Annotated in this window: 16 protein-coding genes and 1 tRNA gene; all 17 read left to right on the top strand. The window is 50.5% G+C overall.

Annotation, left to right across the window (positions count from 1 at the left end):
• Positions 1-535 precede the first annotated feature (535 nt).
• On the top strand, positions 536-907 hold the full coding sequence (locus tag IID12_06050; protein ID MCH8288649.1) for a 30S ribosomal protein S12: 372 nt from the start codon (positions 536-538) through the stop codon (positions 905-907).
• A 139-nt stretch (positions 908-1,046) separates the two neighbouring features.
• The gene (gene rpsG, locus IID12_06045; GenBank protein MCH8288648.1) at positions 1,047-1,523 is read left to right on the top strand and encodes a 30S ribosomal protein S7; all 477 of its coding nucleotides are present in this window, start codon (positions 1,047-1,049) and stop codon (positions 1,521-1,523) included.
• Between the two features lie 25 nt (positions 1,524-1,548).
• Positions 1,549-3,639, top strand: a complete 2,091-nt coding sequence (fusA, locus tag IID12_06040; GenBank protein ID MCH8288647.1) for an elongation factor G — start codon at positions 1,549-1,551, stop codon at positions 3,637-3,639.
• Between the two features lie 25 nt (positions 3,640-3,664).
• Positions 3,665-4,855 carry an elongation factor Tu gene (tuf, locus tag IID12_06035; protein ID MCH8288646.1) on the top strand — a complete coding sequence of 397 codons (1,191 nt, stop codon included), beginning with the start codon at positions 3,665-3,667 and terminating at the stop codon, positions 4,853-4,855.
• Between the two features lie 170 nt (positions 4,856-5,025).
• A complete protein-coding gene (gene rpmG, locus IID12_06030) occupies positions 5,026-5,175 on the top strand; it encodes a 50S ribosomal protein L33 (protein ID MCH8288645.1) in 150 nt (49 codons plus the stop codon).
• 132 nt (positions 5,176-5,307) lie between these two features.
• Positions 5,308-5,381, top strand: a tRNA-Trp gene (locus tag IID12_06025).
• 28 nt (positions 5,382-5,409) lie between these two features.
• Positions 5,410-5,595, top strand: coding sequence for a preprotein translocase subunit SecE (secE, locus tag IID12_06020; protein ID MCH8288644.1), 186 nt, complete (start codon positions 5,410-5,412; stop codon positions 5,593-5,595).
• Positions 5,596-5,675: 80 nt separating this feature from the next.
• A complete protein-coding gene (gene nusG / locus IID12_06015; protein MCH8288643.1) occupies positions 5,676-6,323 on the top strand; it encodes a transcription termination/antitermination factor NusG in 648 nt (215 codons plus the stop codon).
• A gap of 6 nt (positions 6,324-6,329) precedes the next feature.
• Positions 6,330-6,758 carry a 50S ribosomal protein L11 gene (gene rplK / locus IID12_06010; GenBank protein ID MCH8288642.1) on the top strand — a complete coding sequence of 143 codons (429 nt, stop codon included), beginning with the start codon at positions 6,330-6,332 and terminating at the stop codon, positions 6,756-6,758.
• A 1-nt stretch (position 6,759) separates the two neighbouring features.
• Positions 6,760-7,452, top strand: a complete 693-nt coding sequence (locus IID12_06005) for a 50S ribosomal protein L1 (protein MCH8288641.1) — start codon at positions 6,760-6,762, stop codon at positions 7,450-7,452.
• 110 nt (positions 7,453-7,562) lie between these two features.
• Positions 7,563-8,081: a 50S ribosomal protein L10 gene (locus IID12_06000; GenBank protein ID MCH8288640.1), complete on the top strand. Its 519-nt coding sequence runs from the start codon at positions 7,563-7,565 to the stop codon at positions 8,079-8,081.
• Between the two features lie 60 nt (positions 8,082-8,141).
• Positions 8,142-8,513, top strand: coding sequence for a 50S ribosomal protein L7/L12 (rplL, locus tag IID12_05995; GenBank protein ID MCH8288639.1), 372 nt, complete (start codon positions 8,142-8,144; stop codon positions 8,511-8,513).
• Positions 8,514-8,640: 127 nt separating this feature from the next.
• A complete protein-coding gene (gene rpoB, locus IID12_05990) occupies positions 8,641-12,351 on the top strand; it encodes a DNA-directed RNA polymerase subunit beta (protein ID MCH8288638.1) in 3,711 nt (1,236 codons plus the stop codon).
• 52 nt (positions 12,352-12,403) lie between these two features.
• Positions 12,404-16,648 (top strand): DNA-directed RNA polymerase subunit beta', encoded by a 4,245-nt coding sequence (gene rpoC, locus IID12_05985; protein ID MCH8288637.1) that lies wholly within the window; start codon positions 12,404-12,406, stop codon positions 16,646-16,648.
• A gap of 82 nt (positions 16,649-16,730) precedes the next feature.
• A complete protein-coding gene (locus IID12_05980; protein MCH8288636.1) occupies positions 16,731-17,105 on the top strand; it encodes a 30S ribosomal protein S12 in 375 nt (124 codons plus the stop codon).
• A gap of 4 nt (positions 17,106-17,109) precedes the next feature.
• Positions 17,110-17,583, top strand: coding sequence for a 30S ribosomal protein S7 (gene rpsG / locus IID12_05975; protein ID MCH8288635.1), 474 nt, complete (start codon positions 17,110-17,112; stop codon positions 17,581-17,583).
• A gap of 25 nt (positions 17,584-17,608) precedes the next feature.
• Positions 17,609-17,960 (top strand): GTP-binding protein (locus IID12_05970; protein ID MCH8288634.1); only part of this gene is annotated, 352 nt, incomplete at its 3' end.

Genomic DNA, 17,960 nt, shown 5'->3' with positions numbered 1-17,960 from the left:
AAAGTATGGACTATCTGCGGCTGTCGATTAAATACATGATGTTTGATCTGGAAGCGACACGTCGTGAAAACAACTACTTACGCAAAATGATCGACAATGAGACCAAACGCCCCGATCAAAATGATCACTTCGAACCCCCGGAGTAATAACAACCCCAGAGTAAAAACAACTCCCCTGCTGTAAAATATAGACAGATCAATCCATTTCCGGGGGTGATCTTTTGGCGGGTTGTGGGTTTGGGGGATTGAGGCCGATTGGAAAAAACGCTTATTGATTGTGTTTGAGATATTTACAGATTAATCAGCCGATGGGAACCAGAAAGATTTTGTCCCGAGGTGATATAGGCCTTTTAGCGGATATGATTGATTAGTCTGAGACCGACCCCCTGATCGAAGACCGGCTGCCCCATTCTTGGTGAGCGGCCGGTCTTCTTTTTTTTGGGGGATTAGGGATAAATGGGTCTTGAGGGGTTGTCAATGGGGTGTGAGTTTGTATACTGCTCGACTCGATTCAATACAAGGAACGAGGACTCTATATGCCGACGATGAACCAGTTAATCCGTAAGCCCCGCCGGGCGGTCAAAGTTCAATCACGCGTGCGTGACTTGGGCGGTTCGCCCCAGAAGCGTGGTGTGTGTTTGCAGGTGCGTACAGTGACGCCTAAGAAGCCCAACTCGGCGCTTCGCAAAGTCGCCCGCGTGCGTTTGTCCAACGGCAACGAAGTGACGGCTTACATTCCCGGCGAAGGCCACAACCTCCAGGAGCATAGCATTGTGCTGGTGCGTGGTGGTCGTGTGCGTGACCTTCCCGGTGTGCGTTACCACATTGTGCGTGGCTCGCTCGATACGCTGGGTGTGGATGGTCGCAAGCAGTCGCGCTCCAAGTATGGCACCAAGAGCAGCAAGTAAACAGAATCTAATTTTTCGCAAAGGCAAGTAATCCCGCCACGTGAGCGGGGTGAACGACCACCTCCACCCCACCCCGGAGTTTTGCTCTTGGGAAACCAGGTGTGTGTGTTAGGCGAGCCAATCAAGAAAGAGCGCTATCATGGCTGGACGTATTACCAAGGCGGAGGCGCAACTGAAGCCTGATCCGCGTTACGGAAACAAGCACCTTTCTCGTTTTATCAACTGCATTATGCTCGACGGCAAGAAGGCTGTGGCGCAACGTGTGGTTTATGCCGCGTTTGATCTCATCGAAGAGAAGACCAAGGGCGAACCGACCGCGATTGAAGTGTGGGAGCGTGCTATTGAGAATGTAAAGCCTCGGGTGGAGGTTCGTTCCAAGCGTGTGGGTGGCGCCAACTATCAGGTTCCGATGCAGGTGAGTCGCAAGCGTACGCAGAGCCTGGCGTTTCGCTGGATTATTACCTCGGCGCGTCAGGATAAAGGTAAGCCGATGGCTCAGCGTTTGGCCAAGGAGCTTTACGACGCTTCGCGCAGCGAGGGCAAGGCGATGTCGATTCGCGAGCAGACCCACCGCATGGCGGAAGCGAACAAGGCGTTCGCTCACTTCAGAATTTAGAGCGGAGTAAAGCGGTTCAAAGGTTATGAAAAAAGAAAAGAATTTAAATAACGTGCGAAACATAGGGATCATGGCGCACATCGATGCCGGGAAAACAACGACGACCGAGCGGATTCTCTTTTACACCGGTAAGCTTCACCGGATGGGAGAGGTTCATGACGGCGCCGCGACCATGGACTGGATGGAACAGGAAAAAGAGCGCGGGATAACCATAACCAGCGCTGCCACTTCCTGCGAGTGGGAAGGCCATCAGATAAATATTATAGATACACCGGGGCACGTGGATTTTACCATGGAGGTAGAGCGCTCTCTGCGCGTACTCGACGGAGCGGTCGCTCTCTTCTGCGCGGTCGGCGGAGTTGAACCGCAGTCCGAGACCGTATGGCATCAGGCTGATAAATACGAGATCCCGAGAATCGCCTTTGTCAATAAGATGGACAGGGTGGGAGCCGATTTCAATTTTGTAGTAGATATGATAAAGGAAAGGTTGGGAGCAAACCCGATTCCTATTGTCCTTCCAATCGGCTCAGGCGAGATGTTCAACGGTCTCATTGATCTGCTCGAAATGAAGACCGTTCTTTATAACACTTCCTCGTTAGGAGTGACGTTCGATTACGGCGAAATCCCGAACGATCTCGTTCCGGAAGCTGAAGCTGCGAGAAAACATCTTATAGAAGAAGCGGCGACGTACGACGATCACCTGTTGGAGGATTACCTCGAAGGTAACGAGGTTTCGAAGGAGAGGGTGCTTGCAGCGCTGCGGAAAGCAACGATAGCCAATCAGGTCATTCCCGTTATCTGCGGTTCGGCGTTCAAAAACCAGGGCGTGCAAAGACTGCTGGACGCGGTAAACCATTTCCTGCCTTCTCCGCTCGATCTGCCGCCTACAAAGGGAATTCACCCGCATACGGGAGAAGAGATAGAGCGTATGGCGAGCGACGACGAGCCGTTCAGCGCCTTGGCGTTCAAGATAGTAACCGACCCATACGTCGGCAGGCTCACTTACATTCGTGTATATTCCGGCAGGATATCCAAGGGGGACCACGTATATAACGTTTCGAACGATAAGAAAGAACGTATCAGCAGGATAATGCTGATGCACGCAAATAAACGCGAAGACCTGAGCGAAGTCGGAACCGGAGAAATTTGCGCCATAGTCGGACTGAACAGGACGAAAACGGGGGACACGATCTGTTCCAAAGACGACCCGATAATTCTTGAGTCGATGCATTTCCCGGAACCGGTCATATCCGTTGCGATCGAGCCGGTATCAAAAGCGGATCAGGATTCTCTCTCTTCCGGGCTGACAAAACTATCGGAAGAGGACCCGACGTTCAAGATCAGGACGAACGAGGAAACGGGACAGACTATCATCTCCGGAATGGGCGAGCTTCATCTGGATATCTTAGTAGATAGACTCCTCAGGGAGTTCAAGGTACATGCAAAAGTCGGTCGTCCGCAGGTAGCGTACAAAGAGACTATTATGAAGAAAGTCGAGGCTGAAGGCAAATTCATCCGGCAGAGCGGCGGCAGGGGACAATACGGACACTGTAACATCATTCTTGAGCCTAACGAACCCGGGAAGGGATATGAATTTTTTGACAAGATAGTGGGGGGATCGATACCGAGAGAATATATTTCGTCGGTATCGGCGGGGATAAAAGAAGCCCTGTCAAACGGCGTTGTCGCAGGCTTTCCGCTTATAGACGTGAAGGTTACGCTGGTCGACGGTTCTTATCATGATGTTGATTCTTCCGAAATCGCATTTAAAGTAGCCGGCTCGATGGCGCTTCAGGATGGCGCAAAGAGGGCATCACCGGTCATACTCGAACCGATAATGTCGATTGAGTCTATTACTCCTGAAGAATATCTCGGCGACGTATCGGGCGATATCTCCTCGCGCAGGGGAAAGGTTCAGAGCATGATTCCACGCAATAACGCACAGGCTGTATCCGCCCTTGTACCGCTTGCCCAGATGTTCGGATACGCAACGGATTTAAGGTCGATGACACAGGGACGGGCTGTATTCACCATGCAATTTTCACATTATGAGAAACTTCCGAAGCAAGTTGAGGAAAAAATTCTTGAAAGCGTTGGAGCAGTCAAGGTTGCCTGACGCAAACAAAATCAGGAGGAGATAGATGGCTAAGGAAAAGTATGAGAGGACTAAGCCGCACGTAAACGTAGGCACTATCGGTCACGTTGACCACGGAAAGACGACGCTGACATCGGCGATAACATTGTACCTCAGTAAGAAGGGCTTAGCCGATGCGCGTTCGTTCGATTCGATAGACAACGCCCCGGAGGAGAAGGAGCGCGGCATCACTATCGCCACGGCTCACGTGGAGTACGAGACGGAAGAGCGTCACTACGCCCACGTTGACTGCCCGGGACACGCCGATTATATCAAGAACATGATAACGGGCGCGGCTCAGATGGACGGCGCGATACTCGTAGTATCGGCTGCCGACGGTCCTATGCCTCAGACGCGTGAGCACGTGCTTTTAGCGCGTCAGGTGAACGTACCCTCCATAGTAGTCTATCTAAATAAGACCGACATGGTCGATGATCCCGAGCTGATAGAATTAGTCGAGCTCGAGCTACGTGAGTTGCTCTCGAAGTACGAGTTTCCGGGAGATGATATACCGATAATCAAGGGGAGCGCTCTTGAGGCGTTGAACAACCCCGAGGACGCGGAGAAGACGAAGAGCATCCAGGAGCTTCTCGACGCTGTCGATTCTTTTATACCTATACCCGAGCGTGACATTGACAAGGACTTTTTGATGCCGGTAGAGGACGTCTTCTCTATTACCGGCAGAGGCACTGTAGGGACAGGCAGGATAGAGCGTGGAGTTGTGAAGGTAGGCGACGAGATGGAGCTGGTGGGATTAGGCGCAGACAAGAAAGCGGCTATCACGGGCGTTGAGATGTTCCGTAAGCTTCTCGACAGAGGGGAAGCGGGTGACAACGTCGGACTTCTTATGCGCGGTATCGACAAGGACTACCTGAAGCGCGGGATGGTAGTGTCGAAACCGGGTTCGATAAAACCTCATACGAAGTTCAAGGGAGAGGTGTATATCCTATCGAAGGACGAGGGAGGGAGGCACACCCCATTCTTTAAGGGTTACAGGCCGCAGTTTTACTTCAGGACGACGGACGTTACGGGACTTGTCGAGCTGCCCAAGGACACTGAGATGGTTATGCCGGGGGACAACGTCAGTTTAGAGATCGAGTTGATCACCCCGATAGCGATGGAGAAGGAACTCCGGTTTGCTATCCGCGAGGGTGGACACACCGTCGGCGCGGGCGTAGTAACCGAGATCATGGAGTAATATGCAAAATCATCTAACAACTGTCATTCTAACAGATGTAGGGACAATTCAAGAATTGTCCTTTGGGATAACACCCCCCGTCCGGCAGCTGCCGGACACCCCCCTCAAAGGGGGAGGAGGCGGTATTAGTGTGGCTACGCCACAGCTACAAAGGCCATTGAGGAGTAATATTGAGGGATAAGATAACACTCGAGTGTACGGTTTGTCACCAGAGGAACTACGACACTACCAAGAACAAACGACTTCATCCGGACAGGGTAGAGTATAAAAAATATTGTAGGTTCTGCGGGAAACATACCACCCATAAAGAGACCAAGTAGTTTTTGTCGTATTCCGTTTTAAGTTCGCATAGAAATCGAGGGGATTCTCCGGGTATGATCAAGAAACTTTCGCACGGACACTTTCTTGTGACATTTCCATTTCATGGGTGGATTGTCGCAGCCGAATCGAATAGGCCTGTAGCTCCAATTGGTAGAGCGCCGGTCTCCAAAACCGGATGTTGGGGGTTCGAATCCCTCCAGGCCTGCTAAGGGGGAGATAGACGGAAAAGAGTCATGATTAGAAAACTGAGAGAATTTTTTGAAGGAGTTGTATTTGAAATGAAGAAGGTCTCCTGGCCCGGCTGGGAAGAACTAAAAGGCTCTACAACGGTAGTGCTCGTATTATCTGCGATCCTTGCGTTGTTCCTTTTCGGGATCGACAGGTCGTTGGCAGGAGTTATTAGATTACTCTTACAGTAAGAAAAATGGCGAACAAGAAAGAAAATAAGAAAGATTTGGTGAAGAGGGATCCCGTAGAGAAGGTGATACAAGGCTCCTCAATGGAGATAGACGAGGAACAGCTGCCCTACGTCGAAGAGGAGGAACCCGTCGTCGAAGCTGCTGAGGTCGAACCGGCTGAGGAGGAAGAGTCCGATGAGCCGAAGATCGACGTCGGCAGGGCAAAGTGGTACGCTATCAGAACTTTCAGCGGTCAGGAAAACAAGATAATGGATTCGCTTTTAGCGGCGATAAAGCGCGAGAAAATGGACGACCGGATCTTTGAAGTGCTTGTCCCCACGGACAACGTGATAGAGATGCGTGACGGTAAAAAGCGGTCAAGAAAGAAAGTCTTCTTCCCGGGTTACGTGCTCGTGCAGATGGATCTCGACAAAGAGACACGTTACCTGATAGAAGACGCATACGGAGTCTTGAATTTCATCGGTCCGGGAAACAACCCCCAATCTCTTCACGAAAAGGAAGTGAAACGGGTGTTAGGGGATTCCGATGAGAGTAAGCACAAGAGCGTCATGGCTGCTCCGTTCAGCGTAGGCGACTCCATAAGGGTAACGGACGGGCCGTTCAACGACTTCACGGGTTTTGTTCAGGAAATCAACGAAGAAAAACAGAAAGTCAAAGTTATGGTATCCATATTCGGGAGAGCAACTCCCGTGGAGCTGGACTTTCTTCAGGTAGAATTAGAGAAGTAGGGGATCATGGCAAAAAAAATCGATGCTAAGTTCACGCTGCACATCAAAGGCGGGCAGGCGTCACCGGCTCCGCCGGTAGGACCCGCACTGGGTCAGCATGGCGTTAACATTATGGAATTTTGCAAGGCGTATAATTCACGCACTGAAAATATGCGCGGGTATATAGTGCCGGCAGTCATAACGGTGTACGTCGACAGGTCATTTTCATTTATTACCAAGACTCCTCCGGCGTCGGATCTTCTGCTCAAAGCGGCTAAGATCGAAAAAGGCTCCGGCGAGCCGAACAAGGAGAAGGTCGCGGACATCAGGAGCAATGATGTCAGAAAGATCGCCGAGATGAAGATGGAGGATCTAAACGCCAACGATATCGAACAGGCGATGAAGATCATAGCCGGAACCGCCAGAAGCATGGGGATTCTAATAGAGGGCAGATAATATGGCGCATTCAAAACGATATAAACAAAGTCTGGCGAATATAGACAGGACGATGGAATATCCGCTTGAAGAAGCCGTAAACATGTTAAAAGATCAGCAGGCGGCAAAATTCGATGAAAGCGTCGAATTATCCATCAATCTGGGCATAGACCCGAAACATGCCGACCAGCAGATCAGGGGAACGGCATCGCTCCCGCACGGCGTGGGCAAAGATGTTAAAGTATTAGCGATCGCAAAGGGCGATAAACAGAAAGAGGCGGAAAAAGCCGGCGCGGACATGGTCGGCTACGAAGAGTATCTGAAGAAAATAGAAGAGGGCTGGACCGATTTCGACGTTATGGTGGCTACTCCGGATACAATGGGCGATCTGGGGAAGTTAGGAAGGATACTCGGACCAAGAGGACTGATGCCTAATCCGAAGAGCGGCACCGTCACAATGGATATTGGAAAAGCGGTTAAGGAGTTGAAAGCGGGAAGACTCGAACTGCGGACGGATAAGTACGGAGTCGTACACATTACGGTGGGCAGGCTCTCCTTCGATAGCGACCAGCTGAAAGATAATATAAAAAGCCTTGTGGGAACGATCATGCGTTTAAAACCTGCGGCGTCTAAGGGAGTATATTTCAAAACGATGACACTGTCGTCGAGTATGGGACCCGGAATTAAAGTAGAAAAAAGCTCCGTGGGCGCGTGATGAGGAAAGAATATATAATGTGGCGGTCAGGGCCCCGCTTACTTCGGGGCAGGCAAGCCCCAACCCGCACGATAGATTTGGAGAGATTGATAATATGGAGAGCGGAATAGATGCCTAATCCTCAAAAGATTGAAGCAGTCAAGGAGCTTTCGGAGAAGTTTTCGAAAGCTAAGGGAATCTATTTGACAGACTTCACTCATCTGACAGTTGATGAGGCGGTCGAATTCAGAAAGAGACTAAGAGAGAAGGGGATAGAATATAAAGTAGTCAAAAACAGTTTGATAGACATAGCAGCCGGTGAAGCCAATCTTACCGGCTTTTCCGAATATCTTGTCGGTCCTACCGGTCTTGCGCTCAGCTACGAAGACGCAACGAGTCCGGCGAAGATCATATATGACTTTTCAAAGGAATATGATAAGATGAAGGTAAAAGCTTGCTGGTTCGACGGCGAGCTGTTCGGAGCCGATAAATTCGCCGAGATAGCGAAACTCCCTTCGAGGAATGAGCTCTTAAGCCGTCTTATCGGAGATTTTCAGAGTCCTATGAGGACTCTCGCCGCCACTCTTCAGGCTTCGATGTCGAAGATGGTCGGTGTGTTGACTTCCTTGAAAGAAAATAAAGAGGAGTAAGATTTAAGACTTGGAAAATATAAACATGACAATCAGGAGGATATTTTAATAATGGCAACAATTAAAAAAGATGACGTGCTCGCCTATCTCGAAAAGGCGAACATGCTTGAGATCTCCGAGCTAATAGGCGATATAGAGGAGAAGTTCAGCGTTACAGCAGCGGCGCCTGTGGCGGTTGCAGCTGCAGGAGGCGGAGACGGCGAAGCTGCCGAGGAAGAAAAGACGGAGTTCAACGTCGTGCTTGCCGAAGTTGGAAGTCAGAAGATACAGGTCATCAAAGCCGTTAGAGCAATGACAGACCTCGGTTTGACGGAAGCAAAGGATGTTGTCGATAAGGCTCCCGGTAATGTATTGGAGGGAGTGTCAAAGGATGATGCAGAGAAGGCTAAAGCTGCCTTAGAAGAAGCCGGCGCTACCGTAGAGATCAAATAATCAGTCATTCTGTGCATAGCTATCCGCATTTCCGTATGACATACTACAAGGAGGGACCTTCTTGAAAAGAGTAAAAGGTCAGTACCTTACCCGTCAATCCTTTGCAAAGGTTCGGTCTTCCATAGAGATGCCGAATCTTCTCGACATTCAGCTGGAATCGTACGAAGAGTTTTTACAGCAGAAAGTAGCTCCCGTGGAAAGGGAGAGTAAAGGACTTCAGGCGGTATTTGAAACAGTTTTTCCTATAGAGGATTCACAGGGTCACTATAAGCTCGAATTTATCAATTACATAGTGGGAAGCCCGAAATATTCAATTGAAGAATGCCATGACCGGGGGATGACGTACAACATTCCATTAAAGGCGAGTCTTCGTCTCAGTATTGCCGAAGAAGATAATAAGGATGAGGTCGCCGAAGTAATCGAGCAGGATGTTTTCTTCGGAAACATCCCTTTCATGACGGACAGGGGGACGTTCATCATCAACGGATCCGAGAGAGTGATCGTCAGTCAACTCCACCGTTCTCCGGGCGTGTTCTTCGATCAGAGTATTCACCCTAACGGAACGAAGCTTTATTCAGCAAGGATAATACCGTTCCGCGGGTCGTGGGTCGATTTTACCACCGATATCAATGACGCTTTGTTCGCACTTATCGACAGGCGAAAGAAATTCCCGGTAACGACCCTGTTGAGAGCAATCGGATACTCGAGCAATACCGATATTTTAGAATTATTCGGCATGGCGGAGGAGGTAAAGCTTTCGAGTAGGACGATATCAAAATATTATGAAAAGGCTCTCGCCGAGAATGTAGTTAATAAGGAGACGGGCGAGATTCTCGCAGAAGCCGGTACAAAGCTCGATAAGGAGCTGGTTGCAGCGATGAAGAAAGAGGGGATAAAATCGGTCGGTCTCGTTGTGCCGACTGACGAAAAAGATGCCGACGTTATCAGCAATACGCTTGCAAAGGACGCATCACATGACGAAGAGAGCGCACTCAGGCTTATTTACAAGCAGCTTCGTTCGGGCGAACCGCCGAACCTCGAAACAGCGCGGAAATTTGTTGACAGGCTGTTTTTCAGTCCAGCCAAATACGATCTCGGCATAGTGGGAAGATACAGAATCAACAGGCGTTTCAATCTCTCCACACCCGACGATACAACCGTCCTGACGAGGGAAGACATCGTCGCCATAATCAAGCACCTTCTGGAAGTGAAAAAGGGAAATGAGACTACAGACGACATCGACCATCTCGGCAACAGGCGCATTAAGACTATGGGAGAGCAGCTCAGCAACCAGTTCAGCATAGCTTTCGCCCGCACGGCGAGAACTATAAAAGAGCGAATGAACGTCAGCGATGCCGAGACGCTTACACCCTCCGAGCTGATTAACTCAAGAATAATTACTTCGGTCATAAATACCTTCTTCGGAACAAGCCAGCTTTCCCAATTCATGGACCAGACCAACCCGCTTGCCGAATTGACCCACAAGAGAAGGTTAAGCGCACTCGGTCCGGGCGGACTAACGCGGGAACGCGCAGGATTTGAGGTCAGGGATATTCATTACACTCATTACGGCAGGCTTTGTCCGATCGAGACCCCGGAAGGTCCGAACATCGGTCTGATCTCATCGCTCTGCACTTTCGCAAGGATAAACACTCTTGGTTTCATCGAATCTCCTTATAGAGAGGTGAGCCACAACGGGAAGACGAGAGTAACGAATAAAATAGAGTTCCTCTCCGCCGACGAAGAAGAGAGAAGCATGATAGCGCAGGCGAACGCCGCTCTCGATGACAAGGGACACTTCAGTGAACAGACTACACAAGTGAGAATGAAGGGTGATTTTCCGATAGTCGACGTAAAAGACGTAGACTATATGGACGTTGCGCCGCATCAGATTGTGAGCGCAGCCGCCGCACTGATACCGTTCCTTGAACACGATGACGCCAACAGGGCGCTGATGGGTTCCAATATGCAGAGGCAGGCTGTGCCGCTGCTGAAACCGAGTACCCCTATTGTAGGTACGGGAATGGAAAGGATAGTAGCGCTGGATTCAAAAGCTTTACTGCTGTCGGACGTTGATGGAGTGGTCGAAAGCGCTACCGGAGACAAGATCACTGTTCGTAAGAACAGCGCAAAAATCGGGGCTCTCGATCAGCTGTTGGATGAAGGAATTCGGGAATACAAGCTTATCAAGTACCTGAGAACGAACCAGGATACATGCGTTAATCAGAAGCCGCTCGTTAAGGTAGGCGATAAAGTCAATCAGGGAGATATCCTTGCCGACGGAAGCGCAACCGACAGGGGTGAACTCGCCTTAGGCCAAAACATTCTCGTAGCATTCATGCCGTGGCGCGGCTACAACTACGAAGACGCCATAGTAGTTAGTGCTCGGCTTGCCAGGGACGACGTCTTTACCTCGCTTCACATAGAGGAATACGAGATGCAGGTCAGGGACACCAAAAGAGGGGAGGAAGAACTGACCCGGGAGATTCCGAACGTGAGCGAGGAAGCGACAAGGAACCTCGACGAGGACGGTGTCATAAGGATTGGCGCGGAAGTCGAACCCGGTGATATTCTTATCGGGAAGGTCACGCCGAAAGGTGAAACCGATCCGACGCCGGAGGAGAAGCTCCTGAAAGCGATATTCGGTGAAAAAGCGGGAGACGTGAAGGACGCATCGCTGAAGGCTTCTCCGGGAGTTTACGGAGTCGTCGTGGATACGAAAATGTTCACAAGGCGGAGCAAGGACTTCCGGCAGGAGGAAAAGCAGCAAACCGGAAAAATGCGCGGCAGGTTCAGGAGAAGATTAAACTGGCTGAAGAGTCTTCGAAACGAAAAAATGCTCAAGATATTGGAAGGGAAAAAGAGTTCCGGACTGCGGGACGGCGAAACAGGTAAGAGCGTTCTCAAGATGGGCTTGGAGCTCACCGCCGAGAGGATAGCCGAGATCGAATTCGACGCTCTCAGCAGGGAAAAACCCTGGACAGATAACAGTAAGGCAAACGCTCTCGCATTCAGTCTGATGGATAACTATGAAGCACGCGTTCAAGAGATAGATGAAGAGTGGGAAAAAGAAAAATTCAAGATGAAGGCGGGCGAAGACCTGCCGCCGGGAATTATCCAGCTCGTTAAGGTCTATATCGCATCGAAGCGGAAGATATCGGTTGGAGACAAGATGGCGGGCAGGCACGGCAACAAAGGAGTGGTGGCGGAGATAGTTCCCATCGAAGATATGCCGTTCCTTGCCGATGGTACCCCGATCGACCTCGTGCTGAACCCGTTAGGCGTTCCTTCGCGAATGAACCTCGGGCAGATATATGAGACACTGCTCGGATACGCGGGATACAAATTGGGCGTTCATTACGAGACTCCGGTATTCGACGGAGCAAGAGTGGAAGAAGTCCTCGAAGAGCTTAAAAAAGCCGGGATCGCCGAAGACGGAAAGACGGAACTTTACGATGGTATTACAGGCGAGAAATTTCATCAGAGAGTCACTGTCGGAAAAATATACATGATGAAACTCTCGCACCTTGTAGATGATAAAATGCATGCACGTTCAACCGGTCCTTACTCGTTGATCACTCAGCAGCCGTTAGGCGGAAAAGCGCAATTCGGCGGTCAGCGTTTCGGCGAGATGGAAGTCTGGGCTTTGGAAGCTTACGGAGCGGCGTATACGCTTCAGGAAATGCTTACGGTGAAGTCGGACGACGTTGACGGAAGGTCAAAAGTGTACGAGGCTCTTGTCAAGGGTCAGAACCTTCCGGATTCGGGAATTCCCGAGTCTTTCAACGTCCTCTTGCGGGAGCTAATGGGACTCGGCATAGACGTGGAGCTGAAATAGATTATGATAAACAACAATGCTAATTCACCTTTAGGAGGTTAGCTTGGCATATATAAAACCAAGACAAGCGACGTTCAAGGAAAATTTCAAGGAAATACAGATATCTCTGGCGTCGCCCGACTCGATACTTGCCCGCTCTTACGGCGAAATATTAAAACCGGAGACAATCAACTACCGGACTTACAAACCGGAAAAGGACGGACTCTTCTGCGAAAAGATATTCGGTCCGGTCAAGGACTGGGAGTGTCACTGCGGTAAATACAAACGACCCCGTTACAAGGGGATAATTTGCGACAGATGCGGCGTGGAGATAACCCGCAAGAAGGTTCGCAGAGAGAGAATGGGGCATATAACTCTCGCCGTTCCGATAGTACATATCTGGTACCTGCGGTCGATTCCCAGCAAGATAAGCTACGTATTGGGCATGTCGGTCAAGCTACTCGAGAAGATAGTTTACTATGAAAATTACGTTGTTTTAGATCCGGGAACAACGGAACTCGAAAAAAATCAACTCCTTTCCGAGGATGAATTAAACGAGTTAGAGGAGGAGATCGGAGAGGAAACGTTGTATGGTGATAATCCGCTCGTCGTAGATACGGGCGGCGATGCCATAGGCAAGATGCTTGCCTCATTGGAAATACCTGAACTTATTTTAGAACTACGGGATAAAGTAGAGAACGAGACCTCCGTACAGCGGAAATTAGAAGCGCTTAAAAGACTGCGCGTGGTGAAATCGTTCGAAGAACGCGAGGGTAAGAAGCTCAATAAAGCCGAATGGATGGTAATGGGTATCATCCCTGTTATCCCGCCGGAGCTCAGACCGTTGGTACCGCTCGACGGGGGCAGGTTCGCAACAAGCGATCTGAACGATCTTTACAGGCGGGTCATCATCCGTAACAACCGACTAAAACAGCTGATGGAAATTCGCGCTCCCGAAGTCATCCTCAGAAATGAAAAGAGAATGCTTCAGGAAGCGGTTGATTCGCTCTTCGATAACAGCCGCAGGCGCACCGCAGTCAGAAGCGGTAGCCGCAGGCTGCTAAAGAGTCTTTCGGATATGCTCAAAGGCAAACAGGGGAGATTCCGTCAAAACCTGCTCGGGAAGAGAGTTGACTATTCCGGCAGATCGGTCATCGTGGTCGGACCGGACCTCCAGCTGCACCAGTGCGGACTGCCGAAAGAAATGGCGATCGAGTTATTCAAACCGTTCATCATAAACAAGCTGATTGAACGGGGTTATCAGCGTACCGTGAAGGGCGCAAAAAAGATGGTGGAGCGGAAGGACTCTCAGATATGGGACGTCCTCGAAGAGGTGATAGAAGATCATCCGGTACTTCTAAACCGCGCTCCGACGCTTCACAGGCTCGGCATTCAAGCGTTCCAGCCTGTTCTTGTGGAGGGTAGAGCGATCCGAATTCATCCTCTTGTCTGTGCGGCGTTCAATGCTGACTTCGACGGCGATCAGATGGCGGTGCATATTCCTTTATCAATCGAAGCGCAGCTTGAAGCGCGTGTGCTGATGCTTGCGAGCCATAACATTCTTTCTCCGGCGCACGGAATGCCGATAGCTCTTCCTTCGCAGGATATGGTGCTCGGATGCTATTATCTCACGAAAAGTTTGCCGGGCGCTAAAGGTGAAGGGATGACATTCAGCTCGCCCTCCGAAGCGAAGATAGCGTATGACCATGATCTGATCACACTTCACACCGACATCATTGTACGAAGGAACGGTGAGATGATCAACACGACCGTCGGAAGAGTAATATTCAACGATATCGTACCGAAAGAACTTGAATACGTAAACAGGGTGGTAACTAAAAAATATCTTGAAAAGATCGTAGGAGAGGCGTTCAGAATATCCGGAAATTACGATACCGTTACATTTCTTGACGGGCTTAAAAAGCTCGGATTCGAACACGCCACACTCAGCGGAATATCTTTCGGGCTCGATGACGTTGTCATTCCTCCCGAAAAGCAGGAGCTGGTTGAAGAGGCCCATAAACAGGTCAAACAGGTAATCGCTCAGTACGAGGCTGAGATCATAACCGACGGAGAGCGCTACAACAAGGTGATAGATATCTGGACTTCTACGAGCTTAAAGATCGGCGACGCTATGATGAAACATTTAGAGGAGGCGGATCACGGATTTAATCCGGTATACATGATGTCGGATTCCGGCGCAAGAGGCAACAGGGAACAGATACGTCAGCTCGCCGGTATGCGCGGGTTAATGGCGAAGCCGCAAAAGAGCCTGACAGGCGGAACGGGTGAGATTATCGAGAACCCGATTACGTCGAATTTCAAAGAAGGGCTTACGGTTCTGGAATACTTCATCTCCACACACGGCGCGAGGAAGGGTCTTGCCGATACCGCTCTCAAAACGGCTGATGCAGGATATCTGACGCGGCGTTTGGTCGATGTAGCCCAGGACGTGGTGATCCTGTTAGAAGACTGCGGCACGATCAGGGGGATCTCCATCTCGGCTCTCAAGGAAGGTGAAGAAGTCAAGGAACTCCTGAAAGACCGTGTGCTCGGCAGAGTGGCTCTCGACGATGTTCATGACCCGATAACGGAAGAATTCATCGTCGGAGCGGGTACCGAGATAGATGAAGCGGTAGCGGACGTGATCGAGAACAGCGCCGTCGAATCGATAGCGATACGCTCAGCGCTCACCTGCGAAGCAAAGCGGGGAATCTGTGCCAAGTGCTACGGCAGAAATCTCACTACCGGCAAGATGATTTTCAACGGCGAGGCGGTAGGAATCATGGCGGCTCAAAGTATCGGCGAGCCGGGTACGCAGCTTACGCTCCGGACGTTCCATGTAGGCGGTGCGGCGAGCGTAATCGCCGCTAAGACGGAAATGCACGCCAAGGTCGGCGGGTATTTGAAATATGACAAGAAATTCAAAGTCACGCCGAAGCGGGCTGGAGGCAGAATAGCGCTTACGAGAAATTCCAAACTGCATATCGTGAACAAGAACGGTCAGAACATAGTGAACTACAACGTTCCTTACGGAGCGACAGTATTGAAGGACGACGGTGAGAAGATAGAACAGGATGAGGTAATCTTCAAATGGGACCCGGACGTTGACGTTATCATCGCCCAGGAGGACGGAATTATCAAGTTCGTGGACATTGAAGAGGGGCAGACCCTCAGGGAAGAAGCTGATGAAGCCGGCAGGAAACAACGGTTTATCATCGAATCGCGCGATAAAAAACTCACTCCGAAGATCGAGATAATAACCAAGAGAAAGAAATCGGAAACAAGTGCGAGAATACCCGTCCGTTCACAACTCATGGTTTCGGAAGGGAAAAAGGTTAAGCAGGGTGATATCCTCATCAAGAAACGCCGGGAGAGCCGGAAAGCAGGCGACATAACCGGCGGTCTCCCCAGGGTTGCCGAGCTCTTTGAAGCGAGACAACCGAAAGAACCGGCGGTCGTCAGCGAGATAGACGGCATAGTCAGCTACGGCAAGCTCCGGAGAGGCGTTCAGGAGATCATCGTAAAGGGCAGCGAAGAAGAGGAAAAGAAATATTCAGTCCCGTACGGCAAACATGTGCTGGTTCATCCGGGAGATACGGTGGAGGCGGGCGAGGCGCTCTCAGAGGGTTCTATCGCTCCGCAGGACATTCTGAACATCCTCGGACCGGGTAAGGTGCAGGAATATCTCGTTGACGAGATACAAGCCGTTTACCGGTTTCAGGATGTGCGAATAAACGACAAGCACATAGAAGTTATCGTCAGGCAGATGATGCGGAAGGTGGAGGTCAAAGACCCGGGCGACACCGATTACTTAGAAGGCGACAGAATCAACAAGATCTATTTTCTCGATGAGAACAACAGGATAGAAGGGTTGGTAGTCGTAACCGATTCAGGTGATTCGAAGATCAATCCGGGTGAGCTGCTGGAAAAGGAACGGTTCAAGCAAACGAACGAACGGTTGAAAAAGGTCGATAAAAAACCGATGAAATCAAGAACCACAAATCAGGCGACATCGAAACCCTTGCTCTTGGGCATAACGAGAGCCTCGCTCAACACGGAGAGCTTTATCTCCGCGGCATCGTTCCAGGAGACTACACGCGTTCTGACCGACGCAGCCGTAGCAAGCAAGGTTGACCCGCTGCGGGGTCTGAAAGAAAACGTGATAATGGGTCGTCTAATTCCCGCCGGAACCGGCAGCATAATATCAAAAAATTTGATCCTTAAAGTCGACGATGATAAGGAAACGGGAGTCAGCGAACAGGTTTCCGAGATGGAAGAGCGGGAAGCGGCGTCTGTAGCGGAAAAAACCGTATGAATCAGGGCGGAAAAGTGTTGACTATATAGTGAATAATCTTACATTTACCCAGCTCGGATAGAAAAGGAGAAATAGGAATAAATTGCCCACAATAAGCCAGTTGATAAGAAAGGGACGGTCGGCTCCGAAGAAGAAGACTTCGGCGCCCGCATTGGGAGGTTCTCCCCAGAAAAGGGGAGTCTGTACGAGGGTCTATACGACGACACCGAAGAAGCCGAACTCCGCTCTCAGAAAAGTGGCGCGCGTACGTCTGACCAATGGATTTGAAGTGACGGCTTATATTCCCGGCGAGGGGCACAACCTCCAGGAGCATTCACTCGTGCTTATCGAAGGGGGAAGGGTTAAAGACCTGCCGGGTGTGAGGTACCATATTATCCGCGGGACGCAGGACGCAAGCGGGGTAGACGACAGAAGAACGAGCCGCTCGCGGTACGGAACGAAAAAACCGAAATCTTAAAGAAATGGCAAGAAGAAGAAGACCGGAAAAACGTGATATACTGCCCGACCCGAGGTATTCAGACCTCGTGGTCAGCAAGTTTATCAACAATCTGATGCTCAAAGGGAAAAAGAGCACGGCGGAGACGATCTTTTACAGCGCCTTGGAGATAATAGGTGGAAAACTCAAAACTGACGCTCCGTTGGAAATTTTTCAAAAGGCGCTCGAAAATGCGACACCGATGTTAGAGGTGCGGTCACGCAGAATAGGAGGCTCGACCTACCAGGTTCCTATAGAGATCAACCCGAAGCGGAAACAGGCGCTTGCGATGCGATGGCTGATCGGATACGCACGCGCGGGAGGCGGTAAGAGCATGGCTCAAAAACTCGCCAACGAGTTCATAGCGGCATCCAAGAACGAAGGAGCTACAATAGAGAAAAAACGCAATACTCACAAGATGGCGGAAGCGAACAAGGCATTCGCCCACTTTAGAATTTAGAGTGGGGAAAAACGGTTCACAGGTTATGAGCGAAGAAAAGAATTTAAATAACGTACGAAACATAGGGATCATGGCGCACATTGACGCCGGGAAGACAACGACGACCGAGCGGATTCTCTTCTACACCGGTAGGCTTCACCGGATGGGAGAGGTTCATGACGGCGCCGCGACCATGGACTGGATGGAACAGGAAAAAGAGCGCGGGATAACCATAACCAGCGCTGCCACTTCCTGCGAGTGGGAAGGCCATCAGATAAATATTATAGACACACCGGGGCACGTGGATTTTACCATGGAGGTCGAGCGCTCTCTGCGCGTACTCGACGGAGCGGTCGCTCTCTTTTGCGCGGTCGGCGGAGTTGAACCGCAGTCCGAGA

It is taken from the genome of Candidatus Neomarinimicrobiota bacterium, from assembly GCA_022567655.1.
Lineage (GTDB): Bacteria > Fidelibacterota > SORT01 > SORT01 > SORT01 > JADFGO01.
Note: the sequence above shows the minus strand (reverse complement) of the source record. Positions and strands in the feature narration are given on the sequence as shown.

Bases quoted from the DNA above. Each gene is read 5' to 3' on its own strand.
- IID12_06050 (MCH8288649.1), top strand. From the start codon at position 536: ATGCCGACGATGAACCAGTTAATCCGTAAGCCCCGCCGGGCGGTCAAA.
- rpsG (MCH8288648.1), top strand. From the start codon at position 1,047: ATGGCTGGACGTATTACCAAGGCGGAGGCGCAACTGAAGCCTGATCCG.
- fusA (MCH8288647.1), top strand. From the start codon at position 1,549: ATGAAAAAAGAAAAGAATTTAAATAACGTGCGAAACATAGGGATCATG.
- tuf (MCH8288646.1), top strand. From the start codon at position 3,665: ATGGCTAAGGAAAAGTATGAGAGGACTAAGCCGCACGTAAACGTAGGC.
- secE (MCH8288644.1), top strand. From the start codon at position 5,410: ATGATTAGAAAACTGAGAGAATTTTTTGAAGGAGTTGTATTTGAAATG.
- nusG (MCH8288643.1), top strand. From the start codon at position 5,676: ATGGAGATAGACGAGGAACAGCTGCCCTACGTCGAAGAGGAGGAACCC.
- rplK (MCH8288642.1), top strand. From the start codon at position 6,330: ATGGCAAAAAAAATCGATGCTAAGTTCACGCTGCACATCAAAGGCGGG.
- IID12_06005 (MCH8288641.1), top strand. From the start codon at position 6,760: ATGGCGCATTCAAAACGATATAAACAAAGTCTGGCGAATATAGACAGG.
- IID12_06000 (MCH8288640.1), top strand. From the start codon at position 7,563: ATGCCTAATCCTCAAAAGATTGAAGCAGTCAAGGAGCTTTCGGAGAAG.
- rpoB (MCH8288638.1), top strand. From the start codon at position 8,641: ATGCCGAATCTTCTCGACATTCAGCTGGAATCGTACGAAGAGTTTTTA.
- rpsG (MCH8288635.1), top strand. From the start codon at position 17,110: ATGGCAAGAAGAAGAAGACCGGAAAAACGTGATATACTGCCCGACCCG.